Source organism: Pseudomonas sp. Mn2068, from assembly GCF_049319725.1.
In the GTDB taxonomy this organism is placed as follows: Bacteria; Pseudomonadota; Gammaproteobacteria; order Pseudomonadales; family Pseudomonadaceae; genus Aquipseudomonas; species Aquipseudomonas gingeri.
This window is the reverse complement of sequence record NZ_JBMOUG010000001.1, coordinates 147,579-167,227: the sequence shown is the minus strand read 5'-3', so window position 1 is coordinate 167,227 and position 19,649 is coordinate 147,579. Positions and strand designations below refer to the sequence as shown.

General features: G+C 64.3%; 19 protein-coding genes. 12 read left to right on the top strand and 7 right to left on the bottom strand.

Annotation, left to right across the window (positions count from 1 at the left end):
* Positions 1-4 precede the first annotated feature (4 nt).
* Positions 5-610, bottom strand: a complete 606-nt coding sequence (locus tag ACL9RJ_RS00800) for a TetR/AcrR family transcriptional regulator (RefSeq protein WP_422764734.1) — start codon at positions 608-610, stop codon at positions 5-7.
* Positions 611-719: 109 nt separating this feature from the next.
* Here ACL9RJ_RS00800 and ACL9RJ_RS00795 point away from each other — a divergent pair, with 109 nt between their 5' ends.
* The 6 genes from ACL9RJ_RS00795 (at position 720) to ACL9RJ_RS00770 (ending at position 7,630) form a co-directional block, all read left to right on the top strand.
* A complete protein-coding gene (locus tag ACL9RJ_RS00795; protein ID WP_422764733.1) occupies positions 720-1,832 on the top strand; it encodes an AbrB family transcriptional regulator in 1,113 nt (370 codons plus the stop codon).
* 41 nt (positions 1,833-1,873) lie between these two features.
* On the top strand, positions 1,874-2,182 hold the full coding sequence (locus ACL9RJ_RS00790; protein WP_177064013.1) for a hypothetical protein: 309 nt from the start codon (positions 1,874-1,876) through the stop codon (positions 2,180-2,182).
* A 307-nt stretch (positions 2,183-2,489) separates the two neighbouring features.
* On the top strand, positions 2,490-3,239 hold the full coding sequence (locus ACL9RJ_RS00785; protein ID WP_177082983.1) for a DJ-1/PfpI family protein: 750 nt from the start codon (positions 2,490-2,492) through the stop codon (positions 3,237-3,239).
* Positions 3,240-3,351: 112 nt separating this feature from the next.
* Entirely contained in the window at positions 3,352-5,550 is a 2,199-nt protein-coding gene (locus tag ACL9RJ_RS00780; RefSeq protein ID WP_017125948.1) for a multicopper oxidase family protein, read from the top strand.
* Between the two features lie 22 nt (positions 5,551-5,572).
* The gene (locus ACL9RJ_RS00775) at positions 5,573-5,995 is read left to right on the top strand and encodes a hypothetical protein (protein WP_017125949.1); all 423 of its coding nucleotides are present in this window, start codon (positions 5,573-5,575) and stop codon (positions 5,993-5,995) included.
* 99 nt (positions 5,996-6,094) lie between these two features.
* Complete coding sequence (locus tag ACL9RJ_RS00770; RefSeq protein ID WP_422764732.1) at positions 6,095-7,630, top strand: tyrosinase family protein; 1,536 nt, start codon at positions 6,095-6,097, stop codon at positions 7,628-7,630.
* 53 nt (positions 7,631-7,683) lie between these two features.
* Here ACL9RJ_RS00770 and ACL9RJ_RS00765 read toward each other — a convergent pair whose 3' ends face one another.
* Positions 7,684-8,064: a hypothetical protein gene (locus tag ACL9RJ_RS00765; RefSeq protein ID WP_177131705.1), complete on the bottom strand. Its 381-nt coding sequence runs from the start codon at positions 8,062-8,064 to the stop codon at positions 7,684-7,686.
* Between the two features lie 110 nt (positions 8,065-8,174).
* Positions 8,175-8,915: a GntR family transcriptional regulator gene (locus ACL9RJ_RS00760; protein ID WP_422764731.1), complete on the bottom strand. Its 741-nt coding sequence runs from the start codon at positions 8,913-8,915 to the stop codon at positions 8,175-8,177.
* A 105-nt stretch (positions 8,916-9,020) separates the two neighbouring features.
* Here ACL9RJ_RS00760 and ACL9RJ_RS00755 point away from each other — a divergent pair, with 105 nt between their 5' ends.
* The 3 genes from ACL9RJ_RS00755 (at position 9,021) to ACL9RJ_RS00745 (ending at position 13,206) form a co-directional block, all read left to right on the top strand.
* A complete protein-coding gene (locus ACL9RJ_RS00755; protein WP_017125953.1) occupies positions 9,021-10,376 on the top strand; it encodes a class-II fumarase/aspartase family protein in 1,356 nt (451 codons plus the stop codon).
* A gap of 68 nt (positions 10,377-10,444) precedes the next feature.
* Complete coding sequence (gene dctA / locus ACL9RJ_RS00750; protein WP_422764730.1) at positions 10,445-11,746, top strand: C4-dicarboxylate transporter DctA; 1,302 nt, start codon at positions 10,445-10,447, stop codon at positions 11,744-11,746.
* Between the two features lie 68 nt (positions 11,747-11,814).
* Positions 11,815-13,206, top strand: a complete 1,392-nt coding sequence (locus ACL9RJ_RS00745) for a class II fumarate hydratase (protein WP_177107228.1) — start codon at positions 11,815-11,817, stop codon at positions 13,204-13,206.
* Between the two features lie 16 nt (positions 13,207-13,222).
* Here the strand turns inward: ACL9RJ_RS00745 and ACL9RJ_RS00740 are convergent, their stop codons facing one another.
* Positions 13,223-13,978, bottom strand: a complete 756-nt coding sequence (locus ACL9RJ_RS00740) for an SDR family NAD(P)-dependent oxidoreductase (RefSeq protein ID WP_422764729.1) — start codon at positions 13,976-13,978, stop codon at positions 13,223-13,225.
* 133 nt (positions 13,979-14,111) lie between these two features.
* On the opposite strand from ACL9RJ_RS00740, the gene ACL9RJ_RS00735 reads away from it, so the two are divergent.
* On the top strand, positions 14,112-15,002 hold the full coding sequence (locus ACL9RJ_RS00735; protein ID WP_422764728.1) for an AraC family transcriptional regulator N-terminal domain-containing protein: 891 nt from the start codon (positions 14,112-14,114) through the stop codon (positions 15,000-15,002).
* Between the two features lie 10 nt (positions 15,003-15,012).
* Here ACL9RJ_RS00735 and ACL9RJ_RS00730 read toward each other — a convergent pair whose 3' ends face one another.
* Positions 15,013-15,945, bottom strand: coding sequence for an alpha/beta fold hydrolase (locus ACL9RJ_RS00730; protein WP_177118024.1), 933 nt, complete (start codon positions 15,943-15,945; stop codon positions 15,013-15,015).
* A 196-nt stretch (positions 15,946-16,141) separates the two neighbouring features.
* Between ACL9RJ_RS00730 and ACL9RJ_RS00725 the strand changes: the two genes are divergently transcribed.
* The gene (locus tag ACL9RJ_RS00725; RefSeq protein ID WP_017125957.1) at positions 16,142-16,576 is read left to right on the top strand and encodes a GNAT family N-acetyltransferase; all 435 of its coding nucleotides are present in this window, start codon (positions 16,142-16,144) and stop codon (positions 16,574-16,576) included.
* A gap of 15 nt (positions 16,577-16,591) precedes the next feature.
* On the opposite strand, the gene ACL9RJ_RS00720 is transcribed toward ACL9RJ_RS00725, so the two are convergent.
* Together ACL9RJ_RS00720 and ACL9RJ_RS00715 are read right to left on the bottom strand one after the other, a co-directional pair.
* A complete protein-coding gene (locus ACL9RJ_RS00720) occupies positions 16,592-17,488 on the bottom strand; it encodes a LysR family transcriptional regulator (RefSeq protein WP_017125958.1) in 897 nt (298 codons plus the stop codon).
* A gap of 53 nt (positions 17,489-17,541) precedes the next feature.
* Positions 17,542-18,417, bottom strand: coding sequence for a DNA/RNA non-specific endonuclease (locus ACL9RJ_RS00715; protein ID WP_042935271.1), 876 nt, complete (start codon positions 18,415-18,417; stop codon positions 17,542-17,544).
* Positions 18,418-18,588: 171 nt separating this feature from the next.
* Between ACL9RJ_RS00715 and ACL9RJ_RS00710 the strand changes: the two genes are divergently transcribed.
* Complete coding sequence (locus tag ACL9RJ_RS00710; protein WP_017125960.1) at positions 18,589-19,551, top strand: class I SAM-dependent methyltransferase; 963 nt, start codon at positions 18,589-18,591, stop codon at positions 19,549-19,551.
* Positions 19,552-19,649: the final 98 nt, after the last annotated feature.

Here is a 19,649-nt window from a genome sequence, read left to right as displayed (position 1 = left end):
GCCCTTATCCAACCAGCGACAGCAGATAGAGCCGCAGCATCTCCCTGGCTTCCGCCAATAACACCCGCTGCCGGGCCGGCGCTTCCTGACTGATCAGACCCACCCCCTTGAACTGGATCAGCAGCGTCCCGGCCACGGCCTTCAACCTGGCGGCGGACAGGGCCGGGATCACCTCGCGTACCACCGCCTCGATCCCTTCCAGCATGGCCTTGCGAAAACGCTGGCGCTCGCTGTCACTGGCCCCGCCGATATCGGCCAGGTTGATGGCGAAGCGACGCTGGGACTGCAAGCCGAGGCTGAAATCGATAAACGCCGTCGCCAGTTCGTCCGGGGTCATTGCGCGCGCCTGCATGGCCAGCGCTTCAAGGGACGTCAGGGCGTGCTCGACATAGTTCAGCAACAGCGCTTCGGCAACGGCTTGCTTGGTCGGAAAGAACCGGTACAGCGAGGCAATCGCCGTTCCCGAGCGGGCAGCGATCTCGGTCATGGTCGTCGCGTCGAAACCCTTCTGCGTGAACAGTTCGACGCCGGCCTCGAGGATCGCCGCCACGCGCAAGTGCCCCCGGGCACGCTGTGGCTCCTGCCCCCTGGCGGGTGGTTTTGTTGACATATGAGAGGATGCCCTTCACTATCTTAATAGAGGATATCCTCTCATATTAGCACTCCCCCAACCCGAAGCAACGCCCGGCAACCACGCCGGCTCACTCAAGGGGCCTTTCATGTCCAACGCGGATAATCATGCCGCCAGTGCCGGAGCCGGCAAGTACGTCTCGGTCTGGCAGTGGGCGGTATTGCTCGGATTGTCGGCGTTGCTGGCCATGTTCCTGACCTGGAGCGGTATTCCGGCGGCGCTGCTGCTGGGACCGATGCTTGGCGCAATCATCGTGGCGATCACCTTTGTCGAGAACCGGGTACGGATTGCCCGGTCAGCCTCGGCCTTCGCCCAAGGCATCCTGGGTTGCATGATCGGGAAAACCCTGGTGCAGTCGCTGTCCGGCGCGGCCATCGGCAACTGGCCGTTGTTTATCGTCGGTGTACTGGCGGTGATCGCCATCAGCGCCGCGCTGGGCTGGCTGCTGACCCGACTGCGGGTGCTGCCGGGGACCACCGCCGTCTGGGGCCTGAGCCCGGGGGCCGCCACGGTGATGATCCTGATGGCCGAGAATGCCGGCGCCGACGCGCAACTGGTCGCCTGCATGCAGTACACACGGGTGATCCTGGTCGCGGTGATCGCCACGCTGATTACCCATTTCACCGGTGCCGGCGTGGTGCATGCGGTGCACACCCTCATCTGGTTCCCGGCCATCGACTGGCTGGCGCTGGCCCAGACTCTGGGACTGGTAGCCGCCGGCCCGCTGGTGGCGCGCCTGAGCAAGATCCCGGTCGCCTCGCTGCTGGTGCCGCTGCTGGGCGCAATTGCCCTCACCCACTTCGGTTTGATCACCCTCGAGATGCCGCACTGGCTGCTGGCACTCGGTTACGCCGTGATAGGCTGGCGGATCGGCATGCCCTTCACCCGGCCCCTGGTGAAATATGCCCTGAAGGCCTTTCCGGCGATTCTCGCCAGCACCCTGGCATTGATCGCCGCCTGTGCCGCCCTGGCTGCGGTGTTTGTCTTTGCCGCCGGTATCGATCCTCTCACCGCCTACCTGGCCACCAGCCCCGGCGGCGCCGATTCCGTCGCGATCATCGCCGCCTCCAGCCAGGTCGACATGCCCTTTGTCATGACCATGCAGATGGCCCGCTTTGCCGTCGTGTTGCTGGCGGGTCCGGCGATTGCGGCGTTTATCTCCCGACGCCTCGCCCCGTCGGGCAGTCGTGTGGATACCTGAAAACCCAGTCGCTACCTACTCTTCGTTACGGAAGGTGATCCATGTACATTCCAGCATTCCTTGCCGGCGTATTCATCTGCAACGCCCTGCCACACCTCGCCGCCGGATTGCGCGGTGAAATCTTCCCCACGCCCTTTGCCAGGCCGCGCGGGAAAGGTCCCTCCTCGCCGCTGGTGAACTTTCTCTGGGGCATGTTCAACCTGCTGGTGGGTCTGGTGCTGTTGTCGAGGCAACCGGTGACGATCGGTTACGACCCGGCGTTTATCGCGCTGATGGCGGGAGCACTGGCGATCGGGACCTACCTGTCGATCCATTTCGGCAAGCAGCGGCGCCCTTCTGCCCCGGACTGATGACCCAGGGCCCGTGGTCGGCTTCACGCCAGTGGCGATAAACGAGCGATGCCCCTGCGCATCATCGCCCACCGACAGACCGCAAATCCGACGACAACCTCGACGGCCTACCACTCGGCGGCTGCCGACGAAACGCCTTGCACTCGATAGGCCACCGACTATGCTCCAGCCGCTGCCCCCCAGGATATTGATCCCGGCAGCAAGGCCTGCGGCTTGCCCATCCCGGAAACCGCCTCGCTGATCAGCAGGAAGTTCACCCTGACGACGCCCATGCGTTCGCCGCGCGGTGTTCCCCAAGGAGGGAGCCATGCCAGTACCAGGACGGTACCTGATCGCAATCCCGGTCTATAACGGCGTCGATCTGCTCGACGTCTCCGTGCCCTATGAGCTGTTCAACTGGATGGCTCTGCTCGAACCGCAACTGCCCGATACACCGACCCGAGAGGTGCGGCTGGTCTCCCTCGACGGGCCGGCCATCACGACTCGCGATGGCCTGACCCTGGGCGGCAACTTGCCGAATTTCGTCGATACCCACGAACAGATCGACCTGTTATGGATTCCCGGCGGCGATCCCCGGGACTTGCAACGCCTGATGCTCGATCAACCGCGCATGGACTGGCTGCTGCGCCAGGGCCAGGCCGCGCAGTTGGCCGCCTCGGTCTGCGAAGGCGCCCTGCTGGCCGCCGCCGCGGGACTGCTCGATGGCTACCAGGCCACCACCCACTGGGCCTTTATCGCCTGCCTGAAACTGTTCCCGGAGATCGAGGTGGTGCCCGGCTATCCGCGTTACAAGCGCGACAGGCAGCGCATCACCGGTGGCGGCATTTCGTCGGGGCTCGACGAGGCGCTGGAAATCATCGCGAAAATTTCCAGCGACACCGTGGCGCAAAAGGTCCAGCTGAACATCCAGTACAACCCCTGCCCGCCCTTCAACAGCGGCGATCCCTCGGTTGCCGAACCGCCGGTCTACACCCCTGGGGACGCCAGCCGCTGTGATGTTTCCGGCATGGCCGGAACCATCGCCCAGGTCCTCCGACGCAGAGGCCACGCCCCGTGAACCGCTGGTAATCCGGGACCTGATGTCGGCTCCGATAACACTCGAATGATCAAGGGACACGCGGCCGCGATGGTCGTCGCCGTTACTCGCGCATTGGCGCAGGGAGAACAACATGGCTTCACTTCGCAGGGTCCTGGCTGGACTGTTGGTGTGTGCAAGCTCTTCGGCGGCACTCGCCGACCTGACGTCCCAAGCCTTCCTCACACCGCCCAGGCTCCTTGAAAAAGGTGCGCCGGGTCCCCTGAAGACCACCGAACTGGAACTGGCGGGCACAGGGTGCAACCCGGCGGGCGATATCACTCGCGATGGCCAGACCGTCGAGCTGAACCTGCAAGTGCAGAAGCGCGAGAACCAGATCAACAACCCGAACAATCCCGGCGGCGCGAAAGACACCGTCAAACTGCGCTCCTACGGCGGCTGCCTGGGCGGCCCACAGATCGACGTGCGGCCGGGCAATACCTTGCGCGTGCACCTGGACAACCAATTGACCAAGGACGATCCCAGCTGTCCGAACGGCGGCGATCCGGCGGATGGCTCGCCGGGCTGTTTCAACACCATCAACCTGCATTACCACGGGCTGCACGTCTCGCCGGCGGGCAACAGCGACAACGTGCTGCTCAATATCGGCCCGCAAACCCGTTTCGAGTACGAGATCAATATCCCCACCGACCACCCTTCCGGCACGTTCTGGTACCACGCCCACCGCCACGGTTCCACCGCGCTGCAAGTCGCCAGCGGCGCTGCCGGCCCGCTGATCATTCGCGGCGACCGCCCCTACACCGGAGGCAAGCCGGGAGACATCGATACCATTCTCAAGGATGCGGCAGGCCAGCCCATTCCCGAGCAGGTGCTGCTGTTCCAGCAGATCCCCTATGCCTGCTTCGATGACCAGGGAAACATTATCCAGGATGAACTCGGCACCTGGATCTGCCCCAACGGGAAAACCGGCGTGATAGAGAACTTCGACGCGCAGCTCTCCTCACCCACCGTGTGGGACAACAGCGGGCGATTCACCAGCATCAACGGCGTGGTGCAGCCGACCATCACGCAGACATCTGCCGGGAAAAACATCCAGGCCGGCGAGATAGTGCGCTGGCGCTTCATTCACGGCGGCATCCACGACACGGTGAACCTGCAGATCGTCCCCCTCGACACCACCAGCCCCAAGGCCAAGCTCGCAAACGCCCTGGCTCCCCTGGTCGGCACCCCGAAGGAACAGGCACAGCGGATTGCCGATCTCTGTCCGATTACCGTTGCGGACAGCAAGGCGCCCGTCGAACTGGTGCCGCAGTTCGAGATCGCCGCCGATGGACTCACCCGTACCTCGATCCGCCCCATCGGCGTGAACAGGAAAAGCGTGAGCGGCGGCATCGGCAGCAACTTCCTGCAGCCGGGCTACCGCAGCGATGTCCTGCTGATGTTTCCCCGCGAGGGCACCTACTGCGTGCTGAACCAGGCGGCGACCCCCGCCGAGCGCGCCAATGCCGGTGGTCCCGGCAAGGGCCCGGGCGGCCAGGGACCGAACGAAACCCAGTTGCTGGCGACGGTCGTGGTCAAAGGTGGCAAGGTCGTGACGAGCGATCCCCAGGCGTACATCCAGCAGGCGCTCTACGACGCCAACAAGGCCGACAAGGATCTTCCCGCCGCCGCCCTGGAAGGCCTGCGCAGCGGCAACCTGTCGCCCTGGCGCGGGATGCCGGACCTCAAGGACGAGACGCCCGACAAAGAGCTGCAACTCGCCCATTTCTTCATCGGCAACCCGCCCTCGCCACCGTCGCCGGCTGTCACACCACCAGCCAAGCCGGGCGATCCCTGGACCGGAGCATTTGGTTTCTACATCAACCACAAATCCTATGATCCGGATCGCATCGACTTCACCCGCCAGGTCAACACCACGGACGATTGGAAGCTGACCTCAGGGGGTGAGCCCCATATCTTCCATATTCATGTGAATCCGTTCCAGGTGATGGATGTGCTCTACGGCAAGCCCGGCGAGACGGCCAGGAGCATCTTCGGCCCCAACGGCGAATGCCTGGTGCCCGCCGACGAACTGGGCCTGCAGAACCAGTACTGCGGCATGTGGCACGAGTTCAAGGACACCATCTTCGTCCAGAACGACTATCAGGTTCTGGTACGTACCCACTACGACCGCTATATCGGCGAGTTCGTCATCCACTGCCACATCCTCGACCACGAGGACGGCGGCATGATGACCAACATCCAGATCGTCCCGGACCTCAGTGCCGCCGGCGGCGGCATCGGGATGGCCGGCATGAAGCACACCGCGCATCAACACCCGGACAAACCGTAGCACTGATAAGGAGATGTCACGCATGAGCAATCCCTTTGCTGGAAAATGGACCTACAGAAGCTTCCTCAACAACCCGGCGCTCACCGACGGCGACCCGGCCAAACTCATCAAGCTGCTGTTCGCCGAAGGCGTGTGGAACGTGGAGAACACCGCCGACAATACCTTTATCGGCGTCCTCAGCTTCGGCACCGACGCCATGGACCTGAAAGGCGTCATCACCCCGGCCCACGGCAATGTGGCCGCCCACGTGCATATCCAGGGCAGCGGACGCCCCGGCACCGCGACGAAAGATTACTTCTACGACTATGACGGCTCGCTGACCGAACACTGGCCGAATGGCGTGAACCAGGTCGCGGCCATCACCGGCTCGGTCATCCGCGTGAAGCCGCATGATGGCGCACCGGCGGGGTTGGTGGCCTCGTTCATCAGCGTCAAGGCTGGCTAGACACCCTCTGCGCTCCCCACTCCCGGATCGCCAGGGCACTGGCCTCCGGGATTCGTGCCACGGGAGCGCCCGAATGCTGTTGACGACAAGGAGTTGGACATGCCATCGACCACCAAGACCGCCCCGATCGCGAACCCGACCTGGTACGGGCAGATCCGCGATATGTTTACCTCGGTAGACAGGAACCATATGGCCGCGCAAGGCCTCGACCTCGCCAGCTACGACGCCGTGATGACCCATGCTGGCGACATCTACCAGCAGGTCGCCGGCGGCAACATGCCACCGCACAATCCCTGGCCCGCCGACTGGGTCGGTACTTTTCTCAACTGGATGAACAACGGTTACCCGAAAGGCACGCCTCCGGCGAAGTCCGGCGTGACGAACTTCACCGCCCGCGCCTGGTTGAGCGCCGCGGCTCCGGCCGGTCGGATCCGCAAGGACGTCACCACGTTATCCAGCAAGGAACTCGACCTGCTCAAGAAGGCGTTTTCCGCCATGGTCGCCAAGGACCCCAGCGACCCCAACAGCTTTTTCGTCCAGGCCGCCTACCACTGGTTCCCGGCGCCCAACACCTATTGCATGCACCATGTCCCTGGCTACAACCCCTGGCACCGGGCCTATCTGGTCAGCTTCGAAAATGCCATGAGGTCGATACCCGGTTGCGAGAACGTGACCCTGCCGTACTGGGATATCACCACGCCCTTTCCCGACGTGCTCAAGAGCGCCCCCTTCGACCGCTATGTACTGCAGAAGGACGCCAGCCCCAAATACCCGCAGGGCTACACCACCCAGCGATTCGCCTATGACGAGATTGCCCGGAATCTTGTGACGTATGACGTTACTGGCGACGTCAACCGCGCCATGAGCAAGACCGACTGGGAAGACTTCCACGGCTTCTGGTCCGGCGCCGCCTACAACACCATCATTGCCGCCCACGACGCCGGCCACAACTCGATCGGCCCGACCATGCAGGACCAGGGGATAGCAGCTTTCGACCCGGTGTTCTGGTTCTTCCATTGCAACTGGGACCGGCTGTTCTGGGAATGGCAGAAGAAGATGGAGGCCACCGACCTGCATGGCCTGCTCACCACCATCAACGAAGCGATCGACCCGGTCAGCTACCAGATTCTCACCGTTCCGGCGCTGCAGTTGCTTAACCCGTTCACCAACGATCCGCCGAAACTGAATACCGTGACGATCATCGATTCGGTGGCTCAGCTCGACATCGACTACCACTCACCGGCGGTGGCGTCGAAGGTGGCTTTCCTGACCAAGACCCAGCGCACGTTGCCCGCGTCAAAACGTTTCACCGTCGCGGCCGATCGGGTCAATGTGCGGGTCAGCGGCATCAATCGCCTGAAAATTCCGGGCAGTTTCTCGGTGCACTTGCAGAAAGACGGCAAGACCATCGCCTCCAAGGCCTTGTTTCAACCGGAGGAAGCCCAGACCTGTGCCAATTGCGTGGCCAATGCCCTGGCCCATTTCGACTTCGAACTGCCGTTGGCCACGGTGCAGGGTGGCAAGCTCAGTGTCTGGGTGGAACCGGTGAACCAGGACTTCGTCGGCGACCGGTTTCCGCAGAAGCTGATGGGCGACCCCACTATCGACGTGACCCTGCTGCTGCAAACCGAGTGAGCGTGCCGCCGGGCCCGCACGATGACGACTTGCGGGCCCGGCACCCCCTTCAATCAGGGCTTGGCGACATGCCAGACCTGGTTGACACCGTCACCACTGGTGTCGCCCGGCTTGCTGTCCTTGACCCAGCTGTACAGCGGCATGTTCTTGTAGGCCCACTGCTGGCTGCCGTCATCACGGGTGACAATGCTGTAGCCATCGGAGGCCTTGGCACCGGCAGCGGCTGGCAGCGGCGGCCAGTTGCTCGCGCAAGGACCGTTGCAGGCGGACTTGCCCGCGCTGTCCTTGGCGAAGGTGTACAGGGTCATGCCCTTGGCATCGACCAGGACCTTGCCCGCTGCGGTGTCGGCGACCTTGGCCGGTGCGTCGGCAAAGGCCACGCCGGAAAGACAGGTCATGGCGACAGCAGCAGCGAGGGTGATTTTCTTCAGCATGGGGAAGCTCTCTGTTTTCAGGTTAAGTGGCCGTATCGAGGTGGCGCAGGCAGGCGCCACATACGGCAAACACATCACCCGGCGTTTTATTCGCCCCCTCTGGAAAATATTTACACCCGGTCGCGCTTCATCTGCATGACCAGGGTGAAACGATCGCTGGGATAGACCGTCTCGGACACGGCAATCAGCGCCCCGTCCTGGTCCCGGTACTGGCGAATGATGTTCAGCCCGAGGGAGCCGGCCTGGGCCTTGAGGCTGCCCGCCAGCTCGGCGCCCAACTGCACCGGTCGCACTTGCTGGTCGACCACATCGATCTGCCGTGCGAACGCCTTGCCGATCAGCGCGGCGATCAGCTCGTCGGGATGCTCCCTGGCCTGGGGGATCACTTCGGCGAAGGCCTGCTCGGCATAGACGTCGGTCCAGCACAGCGGCGCATGGGCCTCGCTGTTGTCGACCTTGATGCTCGACACACAGAAATAGTGCCAGCCCGGCTCCAGGCCCAGTCGCCGCGCCAGCGCAATATCGGCGACGAAGTGCCGGACATCCTGGATATCCCGGACATGGGTTTCCGCCACCTGCACCAGGTCGGCCACCGAGGCCAGGGCCTGGGAATAACCGCCCTGGGGCGATGCCGCCTCCACCCGCGTCCCCACCCGCTTGCGCCGGGACACCATGCCCTGCCCCTGCAACTGATCGATGGCCGCGCGCACCGTCTGCCGGCTCACCTGATACAGCGCACAGAGCTCGAACTCTGTCGGCAGCAACGAGCCGACGGGGTAACGGCCATTGCCGATACCGTCGATCAGATCCCGAGCCACCACCGCATAACGCCTCTGATTCACGCCTTCCATTGGTACCTCGCTATCGAGTTGACAGTGTATCAGCAGTCAGGCAATCATAATGTACGGACATAATATATATGTACTTAATAAAACATACAAATCAGGATTACCGCCATGTCGAGTACCGTCTTTGATTCCGCCCTCTTTCGCGACATGTTCGGCACGGCCGAAATGCGCGGTGTGTTCTCCGATCGCGCACTGATCGAACGCTACATCGAAGTGGAAGTCGCCCTGGCCCGGGCCGAAGCCCGCTGTGGGGTGATTCCCGCCGAGGCCGCCGAACAGATCGCCGCCCTCTCCACCTACGACGCCCTCGACCTGGCCCTGATGCAGCACGAGACCGAGATCGTCGGCTACCCGATCCTGCCGCTGGTGGAGCAACTGTCGAAGATCTGCGGCGACGCCGGTCGCTACGTGCATTGGGGCGCCACCACCCAGGACATCATGGACACCGCCGTGGTCCTGCAAGTCCGCGCCGCCCTGGCTATCGTCGAGCGCGATATCCAGGCGGTGCGCGGACTGCTGGCCGAACTGGCGCTGCGTTATCGCGACACGCCCATGGCCGGCCGTACCCACCTGCAACATGCCCTGCCGATCACCTTCGGCTACAAGTGCGCGGTCTGGCTGAGCATGTTCGACCGCCATGCCGAGCGCCTGGTGGAGCTGCGTCCACGGGTGGAAATCGGCCAGTTCGCCGGCGCCGCGGGCACCCTCGCCTCGCTGGGCGACAAGGGCCTGGACGTCCAGCAGGCATTGATGGCCGAGCTCGGTCTGGGAATCCCGCAGGCCACCTGGCACGTGGCCCGCGACGGCCTGGCCGAAACCCTGAACTTCCTCGGCCTGGTCACCGGGTCCCTGGGCAAGATCGCCCTCGACGTCATGATGATGATGACCAGCGAGCTGGGTGAAGTATACGAACCCTTCGTCAAGGGCCGCGGCGCCAGCAGCACCATGCCGCAGAAACGCAACCCGATTTCCTGCGAGCTGATGTACGCCGCCGCCAAGGGCGTGCGCCAGCACGCGGGCCTGATGCTCGACGCGATGATCCAGGACTTCGAGCGCTCCACCGGTCCCTGGCAGGCAGAGTGGATCGCCATTCCGGAAGCCTTCGCCCTGAGCGCCGCCTCCCTCGGCCAGGCCCGGTTCATGCTCGCGGGACTGGAAGTGCGCACCGAGCGCATGCGCAAGAACCTCGACATGACTCAGGGCCTGATCGTCGCCGAAGCCGTGATGATGGGCCTGGCCCCGGCACTCGGGCGCCAGGTCGCCCACGACGTGGTCTATGCCGCCTGCCGCCTGGCCAACGACCAGGGCACCAGCCTGCTCGATGCGCTGCTCGCCCAGGGCGAAGCCACCGCGCAGCTGGACATCGAGGAACTCAAGCGCCTGACCGATCCGGCCAACTACCTGGGCCTGGCCCCACGGATGGTGGACATCGCCCTGGCGCGCGAAGGCTCCGTCAGACGCTGATCGTCAGGGGCTCATGACGAGCGAGCCCCCGACCCGACTCTCGCCAATAACAACAATGAGATCGCGACATGACTACTCTGAGCAAAAAACCGTTCTACAAGGACCTGACCTTCCAGGTCGTCGCCGCCATGGCCTTGGGTATCGCCTTCGGCTTCCTCGTCCCGGAGCTGGCCGCCAAGTTCAAGATCCTCGGCGATATCTTCCTCAAGCTGATCAAGACCGCCGTGGCCCCGCTGGTGTTCTTCACCGTGGTCCACGGTATCGCCTCGGCCGGTGATATCAAGCGGGTCGGCAAGGTCGGCCTGCGGGCGCTGATCTACTTCGAGGTGGTGTCGACCGTGGCCCTGGCCATCGGACTGCTGTGGGGCAACCTGCTGGAGATCGGCGCGGGCATGCACAACGCCCATCCCAGCACGGCCACCGCCGCCGCGGCCTCGGCGGCCGTCGCCAAGGGCCATGCCCCGGCATCGACCCTGGAATTCATCTACGAGATCTTCCCCGACAACTTCGTCGGCGCCTTTGCCGGTGGTCAGCTGTTGCAGGTACTGGTGATCTCGGTGCTGTTCGGTTTCGCCTTGCTGGCGCTCAAGACCGAACGCCGTGCCGTGATCGAGGACGGCCTGAGCCGGATCTCCGAATGCTTCTTCGAGTTCATCAACCTGATCATGAAGTTCGCCCCGCTCGGTGCCTTCGGTTCGGTGGCCTACGCCGTGGGCAGCAACGGCACGGCAGTGCTGATGTCGCTGGCGAACCTGGTGCTGATGTTCTACGTGGCGATCCTGTTCTTCATCTTCGTGGTACTGGGGCTGGTGTGTCGCCTGTGGGGGTTCAGCCTGTGGCGTTTCCTCCAGTACATCAAGGACGAGATCTTCATCGTCCTCGGCACCGCCTCCTCGGAAAGCGCCTTGCCGCGACTGCTGCAGAAACTGGAGAAGTTCGGCTGCTCCAAGCAGAGCGTCGGCCTGGTGCTGCCCACCGGCTACGCCTTCAACCTCGACGGCACCTCGATCTACATGTCCCTGAGCGTGCTGTTTATCGCCAACGCCTATGGCGTACCCATGAGCTGGGAACAACAGTTGGGCGTCATCGCCATCATGCTGCTGACCTCCAAGGGCGCGGCGGCGGTCTCGGGCGGCAGCTTCGTGGTGTTCGCGGCCACGGTGACCGCCATCGGCGTGCTGCCGGTGGAAGGCCTGGCGTTGCTGTTCGGCGTGTATCGCTTCATGTCCATGGCCATCGCCACCTGTAACACCATCGGCAACAGCGTGGCGACGGTGGTGGTGTCGAAATGGTCCGGCGAGTTCTCCGAGCAGGCGGCCCAGGTCGAGTATGAGCGCACCCTCGGCCGAGCGCCCGGCGCCGCGCTCTGACCTTTTGCGGCGCGGGTCAGTTCGGCCCGCGCGATCTCCTTCGAAACCCTTTTCCCGGAGTCATCTTCATGTCCAGCATGCGCATCGAACACGACGCGTTCGGGCCCGTATCCATCCCCGCCGACCGTTACTGGGGCGCCCAGACCCAGCGCGCCCTGGCCGTTTTCGGCAGCGGCAGGGAGCAGTTTCCGGCGTGTCTGGTACGCGCCTTCGGCCAGCAGAAACTGGCCGCCCTGCGCGCCAACGTGCAACTCGGCGCGCTTCCGGCCGACATGGCGGCGGCCATCGAGCAGGCGGCCGGAGAACTGATCGATGGCCGGTTCGACGAGCACTTCCCGTTGTCCATCTGGCAGACCGGGTCGGGCACCCAGACCAACATGAACGCCAACGAGGTCATTGCCAATCGGGCCAACGAGATACTGGGCAACGCCCTCGGCAGCAAGTCCCCGGTGCACCCCAATGACCACGTGAACCGCTCGCAGTCCTCCAACGACAGCTTCCCGACCATCATGCACCTGACCACCCTGCTGGAACTGCGCGGCCGCCTGCTGCCGGCGCTGGCGAGCCTGCGTGACGGACTGGACGAAAAGGCCGTGGCCTGGCGTGACGTGCTGAAGATCGGCCGTACCCACCTGATGGATGCGGTGCCCATGAGCCAGGGCCAGGCCTTCGACAGCTTCGCCCGGCAGATCGGCCATGGCATCGCCCGCGTCGAAGCCTGCCTGCCCAGGTTGCGCAGCCTGCCCCAGGGCGGCACCGCCGTCGGCACCGGGCTCAATACCCCGGTCGGTTTCGATGTGGCGTTCTGCAAGGCATTGAGCGAGATAAGCGCTGAGCAGTTCGAGCCGAACCCGTGCAAGTTCGAAGGCATGGGCACCCACGATGCGTTGGTGGAAGTCTCCGGGGCCTTGAATGTGCTGGCCGTGTCCCTGACGAAAATCGCCAACGATATCCGTCTGCTGGGTTCCGGTCCGCGCTGCGGATTCGGCGAACTGCTGGTGCCTGACGACGGCCTCACCTCCTCGATCATGCCCGGCAAGCGCAACCCGACCATCGCCGAAGTGCTGGTCCAGGCGGCCATGCAGGTCATGGGCAACCACACCACCATCACCATTGCCGGCGCCTCGAGCACCTTCGAACTGAATGTGGCCAAACCGGTGTTGATCCACAACCTGCTGCAGTCCATCGACGTGCTGTCCAACAGTGTCGGCATCTTCACCGAGAAACTGATCAAGGGCCTGGAAGTCGATCGTGAACGGCTGGCCGGCAATGTCGACAGCTCGTTGCTGCTGGCAACGGCACTCAACCCGGTGCTGGGTTATGACAAGGTGGCGCGGATCACGCGAAAGGCCGCCGAGGAAGGGCTGACGCCGAGGGAGGCTGCCGTGCGGTTGGGCTTCATGACGGCGCAGGAATACAACCAGTGGGTACGCCCTGAAACGATGATCCATCCAGCGTGACGGGGCGTTGTCGCGATCAGATGCCCTGGCCGCCGGAGACTTCGATCCGCTGAGCGTTGACCCAGCGATTGTCCTCGGACAGCAGGCTGGCGATCATCGGCCCGATATCGTCCGGCACACCGGCACGGCCCAGCGCGGTCATGTCGGCGAACAGCCGGTTGATTTCGGGGTTGTCGCGCACCGCGCCGCCCCCGAAATCGGTTTCGATGGCACCCGGCGCCACGGTGTTGACCGCGATGCCACGACCTCCCCACTCCTTGGCCATGTACAGGGACAGCACCTCGACCGCCGCCTTCACCGCCGCGTAGGCGCCGTAGCCGGGGAACGACACCCGGGTCAGCCCGGAGGACAGGTTGACGACGCGACCACCGTCGGCCATCAGCGGCAGCAGCGCCTGGCTGAGGAAAAACACGCCTTTGAAGTGTACGTTGACCAGGCCGTCGAACTGCGCTTCGGTGGTCTGTTCGATCAGTGCGTAGTCGCCGTGGCCGGCATTGTTCACCAGATGGTCGAAGGTCTCGCGTTGCCAGGTTTCCTGCAGGGCCACGCGCAGGCGCTCGGCAAAAGCCGCGAAGCCGGCGACATTGCCCGTGTCCAGTTGCAAGGCCACGGCCTTGCAGCCCAGGGCCTGGATCTGCGCGACCACGGCCAGGGCGTCTTCGGCCCGGCTCTGGTAAGTTATAACCACATCGCCGCCATGGCGGGCGATACTCAGTGCAGTGTTGCGGCCCAGGCCACGGCTGGCGCCGGTGATGATAGCGATCTTGGTCATGTGACAGCTCCTGTGTGGGGTGTGATGCCATGATAGGGAGCGCGCCACCACCCGGTTTTGCCGAAAAATGGACGTTCCCTGCCCATTTCTCCAAATGTTGAACACCGCCGTTGCCCCACCTGAGGAACGCTGCATGAGCGATACCTTGCTGACCGCCGTTCGCCGCTATGTCGAAGCCAATGCCGACGCCACGGGCATTGCCCAGACACCGGTGCCCGGCCTGACGACAATCCGTACGACCAGCCCCAGCGGCCTGGTCCACGCGATTACCCGGCCACTGGTGTGCCTGGTGCTGCAAGGTTCCAAGCGCGTGGCCATGGGCGCACAGAGCTTCGACTTCAATGCCGGCGATTCACTGCTGATCACCGCCGATGTGCCGACCGTCAGCCAGATCACCCGCGCCAGTGCCAGCACGCCCTACCTTTCCCTGGTGCTGGACCTGGACCTCGCGGTGATCGCCGAGTTGGTGTTGCAGATAAAGGAAACCGCGGTCGCCGATGGCGGCCCGGTACGGGTCGAGCCCACCGACAGCGAGGTGGCCGACGCGGCGTTGCGGCTGATGCGCCTGCTGGACCGTCCGGAATCGGCGGCGGTGTTGCACACCCAGTTGGTGCGCGAGCTGCATTACTGGTTGCTGGCCGGCGAGCACGGCCCGGCGATCCGCCGCCTCGGCGGTGCTGGCGGCCATGCCCAGCGCGTGGCCCGGGCGGTGGCGCTGCTGCGGGCCGAGTTCACCCAGGCACTGCCAGTCGAGCGCCTGGCCGCGACGGCCGGCATGAGCCTGTCGTCGTTCCACCAGCACTTTCGGGCGGTGACCTCCCTGACCCCGCTGCAATTCCAGAAACAACTGCGCCTGATCGAAGCCCGCCGGCTGATGCTCTCGCAAAACACCTCGGCCAGCAGCGCCGCGTTTGCCGTGGGCTACGAAAGCGTTTCGCAGTTCACCCGCGAGTACGGTCGGATGTTCGGTCTGCCGCCAGCGAAGGATACCGAGGCACTGCGCAGCTGGGCGCAGGGAGCCTGAGCGCCATGGCTCAGACCGACCGCGCCTCGCCGAGGAACTGACGGTACTGTGCCACCGTCTGCTCCGTGCGCTCGACCATCGGCAGATGGCCCACGCCGTCCCAGCACTCCAGGCGGGCATGGGGAATCCCGGCGATCCAGGTCTGTGCGCTGGCCAGCGGCACCATGCGGTCCTCGCGTCCCCATAGCAGGAGGGTCGGCACCTGGATATTGCCCAACCAGGGCTCCATGCGCGGGCTGTCATGGAAGTCATCGAAGATTTCCGCCAGCTCGCTGCGTCGATCCATATAGAGCTGCGCCTCCGACGCCAGCAACACCCCCGGAATCCACGGCGGCGAAGCCATGGTCATGGCGAAGAAACGGTCGAACTCCGCCCGCGAGCGGATCAGGAACGGGTTGCGACCCTGCTTGACCAGTTCCTCCACTTCATTGGGCTGCGGCAGGTTGACCCCCACCGGCCCCATCAACGCCAGGGACAGCACCCGCTGCGGGTAATGCGCCGCCAGCCAGGTAGCGACATACGCGCCCATGGAGCTGCCGACCGCATGCACCTGATCGATCCCGCAGGCGTCCAGCATTTCGACCATGCGCTTTGCCTGGGCGGCGATACTGTAGTCGCCGCCGGCCTTGAAGCCGCTTTTTCCGTGACCGGCCAGGTCGGGAATGATCACCTGGTGGTCGGCGACAAAACCGCGGGCGAAGCGGATCCACAGGTTCTTGTCGGCACTGAAGCCGTGGATCAACAGCAAGGGCGCCGTATTGCCCGGGGTGCCGCCCTGGAAGGTCGCCAGGGTCATCGAGTCGATCGACACCGGGATCTGTGTCAGGCGTGAAAGCCGCGCCTCGATCGCGGTAATCAGGTCGAACAGCAGCCCTCCTACACGGGGATAGGTCCACCACGCCCAGGCAACGGCCAGAGCGATGAGGGCAAGGATCAAGAGCATCAAGGCTTCTCCGGGGCTGGATTCGCGGCAGCATGTTCACCACTGCCGACTCATGGCAGCAGTCTCCCCGCTGGCGTGCCGGCAACACAAGCAGAACCGCCTGCGGCCCCGCAAGATTCATGTTCGGCACAACAACCGTCATAGCGCTTCTGCTAGGCTGCCAGGCCGGACCCTCAACCCCACCAGGCCCCCTCCGATGTTCACTATCCGTACCATGACCCTGGACGATTACCCGGCCGTCATCGACCTGATGCGCAGTACCCCCGGCATTTCCCTGCGCGAGGCGGACTCCCGCGAGTCGACCGCCCGCTACCTGGAACGTAATCCCGGGATGAGTTTTGTTGCTGAAATCGACGGCGAACCCGCTGGCTGCATCATGTCCGGCCATGACGGGCGCCGGGGCTACCTGCAGCACCTGGTGGTACTGCCGCGTCACCGCCGCCAGGGCATCGCCAATGCCCTGGTGCAGCGCTGCCTGTCGACACTGGAGTCCCACGGCATCCTCAAGTGCCATCTCGATGTGATCAAGACCAACACCAGCGCCGCCGAGTATTGGCACAGCCAGGGCTGGCAACTGCGCCAGGATATCGACCGCTACTCGTTTACCCGCTCGGACAATCACAACGTCTAGGTGCACGGCCCGCGGTCAGTTGCCCAGCTTGTCCACCATCAGGTCGATAAAGCGCCGCACACGCGGTTCGAGGAAACGTCTGGTCGGGTAGATCACCAGGATCTCGACCTCGCCGGCATCCACCGCCGGCAACACCGGCACCAGGCGTCCCGACGCCAGGTCCGCGGCCACCAGGAAATCCGGCATTTGGGCAATACCCAATCCGGCGAGGGCGGCTTCACGTAGCGCCTCGGCGCTGTCCAGGCGCATGCGGCTGCGGCCCTGGGCCTTGACCCAGGTGCCGTCGCTGTCCCGCAGGCGCCAGCTCTGCTTGCGCGTGCGGCTGCTGAAGAACAGGCAGTCGTGGCCGACCAGCGAATCGATGTTCGACGGCTGTCCGTGCCCGGCGATATAGCCCGGTGCGGCGCACAGCACGGCCTTGTAGCGGGTAACCACCCGTGACACCAGTTGCCGGTCCAGGTTGGCACCGCCGACCCGTACCGCCAGGTCGAAGCCCTCCTCGACAATATCGGCCATGCGATCGCTGAAGCTCACCTCGACCTGCACCTCGGGCCATTGCTCCAGGTACTGCTGCAACAACGGCAGCAGCACCAGCCGGCCAAAGGCATCGGGCACGGTCAGGCGCAACAGACCCCGTGGCGTGCCCGTCGCCCCGCCGACGCTGGTCTGGGCGTTATCGACCGCCGCGAGGATCTGCAAACCCTGGTCGTAGAAGATCCGCCCTTCCTCGGTCAGGCTCAGCGTCCGGGTGGTGCGGTTGAGCAGGCGCACACCGAGGGTTTCCTCGAGGCGCGTCACGGCCTTGCCGGCCGCCGAACGGGTCAGCCCCATCGCCTGCCCGCCACCGACGAAGCTGCCAGCGTCGACCACCGCCATGAAGATCAGGATTTCATTCAGGTTGGTGCGCAACATCGAAACGCCCTCCTCTGTAAGCAACGGGTGGCCGGGCACCCACCCGGCACCGACTACCCCTTGGCCAGCGAACCCGACACAGGCAGGCTGTCCAGCAGCCGCAGGCCGGTGGTCTTGACGAAGGTGGCGTAGTCCATCGGCCGCTCGATGGCGGTTTCGGCGTTCGGCAGCACATAGGCCCAGGCCCGCCCGGACGCACTGTCATAGACCAGCTTGAACAGTCGGGTCGGCACCCAGACCCGGTTGTCGCCGATGGTGCCGTGGCCCTCGTCGAACAACGGGCCGGTAAACACATAGACATTACCATTGGCGCGCATGGCGAATTTGCGCACATCCGCCTCGACCTTGCTCCAGATCTTGCGGTTGTTGGTCGGGTCCTGCGGCACCATGTTCGACAACGCGAAGGACTGGGCCATGGCATTGGGGCTCGGCGCATCGGCCGCCGGCGACTGATGCCCGCGGTCCACCGCCGGATGCTGGCCACGATAGTCACTCAGTTCGGCCCGGCCGCCCTTGGGAATACGCGGGTCCGGGTAGAACTGGTTGGTGCGCTCCTCGCCCTTGGCGTCCTTCAGTTGCGCCGAACTCAGGCGTTCGACTACCACCAGCGGGGTCTTGCTGGTTTGCGAATAGAGCACGGCAAAGTTGTCGGAACACAGGGCCAGGGGCTTCATGGTCGCCGGCACGCTGCCGGGATTGATCGGCCTGGCGTTCGGGAACAACTGCGCACAACCGTCGAACGAGGGCTGGCGCTCCTGGCTGGAATACAGGTCGAGCGCCGCGTCCTGGCTGATGGAGCCGGAACGGTGTGCCTGTTTCTCGTGCTGGGCCGGTGGAGCGATGAGATCCAGCAGGCTGCGCGCTTGCGCCGTGCCGCTGGTGAACAATAAAAGGGCTGACAACCCCACTGCGATCTTGCCTGGGTGCATGCTTGAAATCTTCGAATTGGATGGCCGGAAACTAACGAAAAAGCCCTCTGGATCGGGGCTCGGAGGGGCTTTTACCATCTACCGCAGGCAAATGACAGCGATTCCTCGATGCCGTTTTTTCGCGGGAATGGGGTTAAAATGCCGGCCCTTTCAGATTGCCGACCCTGCCCGATGAATCCCCAAGCCCTTTCCACCCTCCACGCTCACCTGCTCGACGCCCTGGCGGCGGCCCCGGCCGAAACCCGGCGCCTGTTCCACGGGCGCGGACGCTGCTGGCCGGGACTGGAGCAACTGACGGTGGACTGGCTTCAGGGCGTGGTCATGGTTTCGCTGTTCAAGGAACCGGAGCCCGAGCAGTTGGCGGAACTCAAGCGGGTGCTGGGGGAACTGAGCCAGTCCGCGACCTGGACCGGCAGTGGCGCCCATACCCTGCTGCTGCAACACCGCTACCTGCCATTGAGCCCGGCCGAATGGCTGCTCGGCGAAGCCATCGACGAATGGACCCTGACCGAAGACGGCCTGCGCTATCGGGTGGACCTGGGCAAGAAGCAGAACAACGGCCTGTTCCTCGACATGCGTTACGGCCGCGACTGGGTGCGGGCCAATGCCGGGGGCAAGCGGGTGCTCAACCTGTTCGCCTACACCTGCGGCTTCTCGGTGGCGGCCATCGCCGGCGGCGCGCAGCATGTGGTGAACCTGGACATGTCCCGCGCCGCCCTCAGCCGTGGCCGCGACAATCACCGCCTGAACGGCCACGACCTGGGCAAGGTGAGCTTTCTCGGCCACGACCTGTTCAAGTCCTGGGGCAAGGTGATCAACAGCGGGCCTTATGACCTGGTGATCATCGATCCACCCTCGTTCCAGAAAGGCAGCTTCCTGCTGACCAAGGATTACCAGCGGGTCCTGCGTCGCCTGCCGGAACTGCTGACGGCCCAGGGCACGGTTCTGGCCTGCATGAACGACCCGTCCACGGGTTCGGACTTCCTGATCGACGGCGTCACCCGCGAGGCGCCGAGCCTGCGCTTCGAACAGCGCCTGGACAATCCACCGGAGTTTCCCGACAGCGATGTCGAAAGCGGCTTGAAGGCCCTGGTGTTCCGTCAGCACAAGACGGGCGACACGCCTTCACACTGAAAGCGACGCCGATCCCTGGCCGCGCCTGGAAAATGGCCGGCCGGTTTGCCTCGACCGCTACAAAGTATCAAGCTGTCGACTATAAGAAACCCATGTTC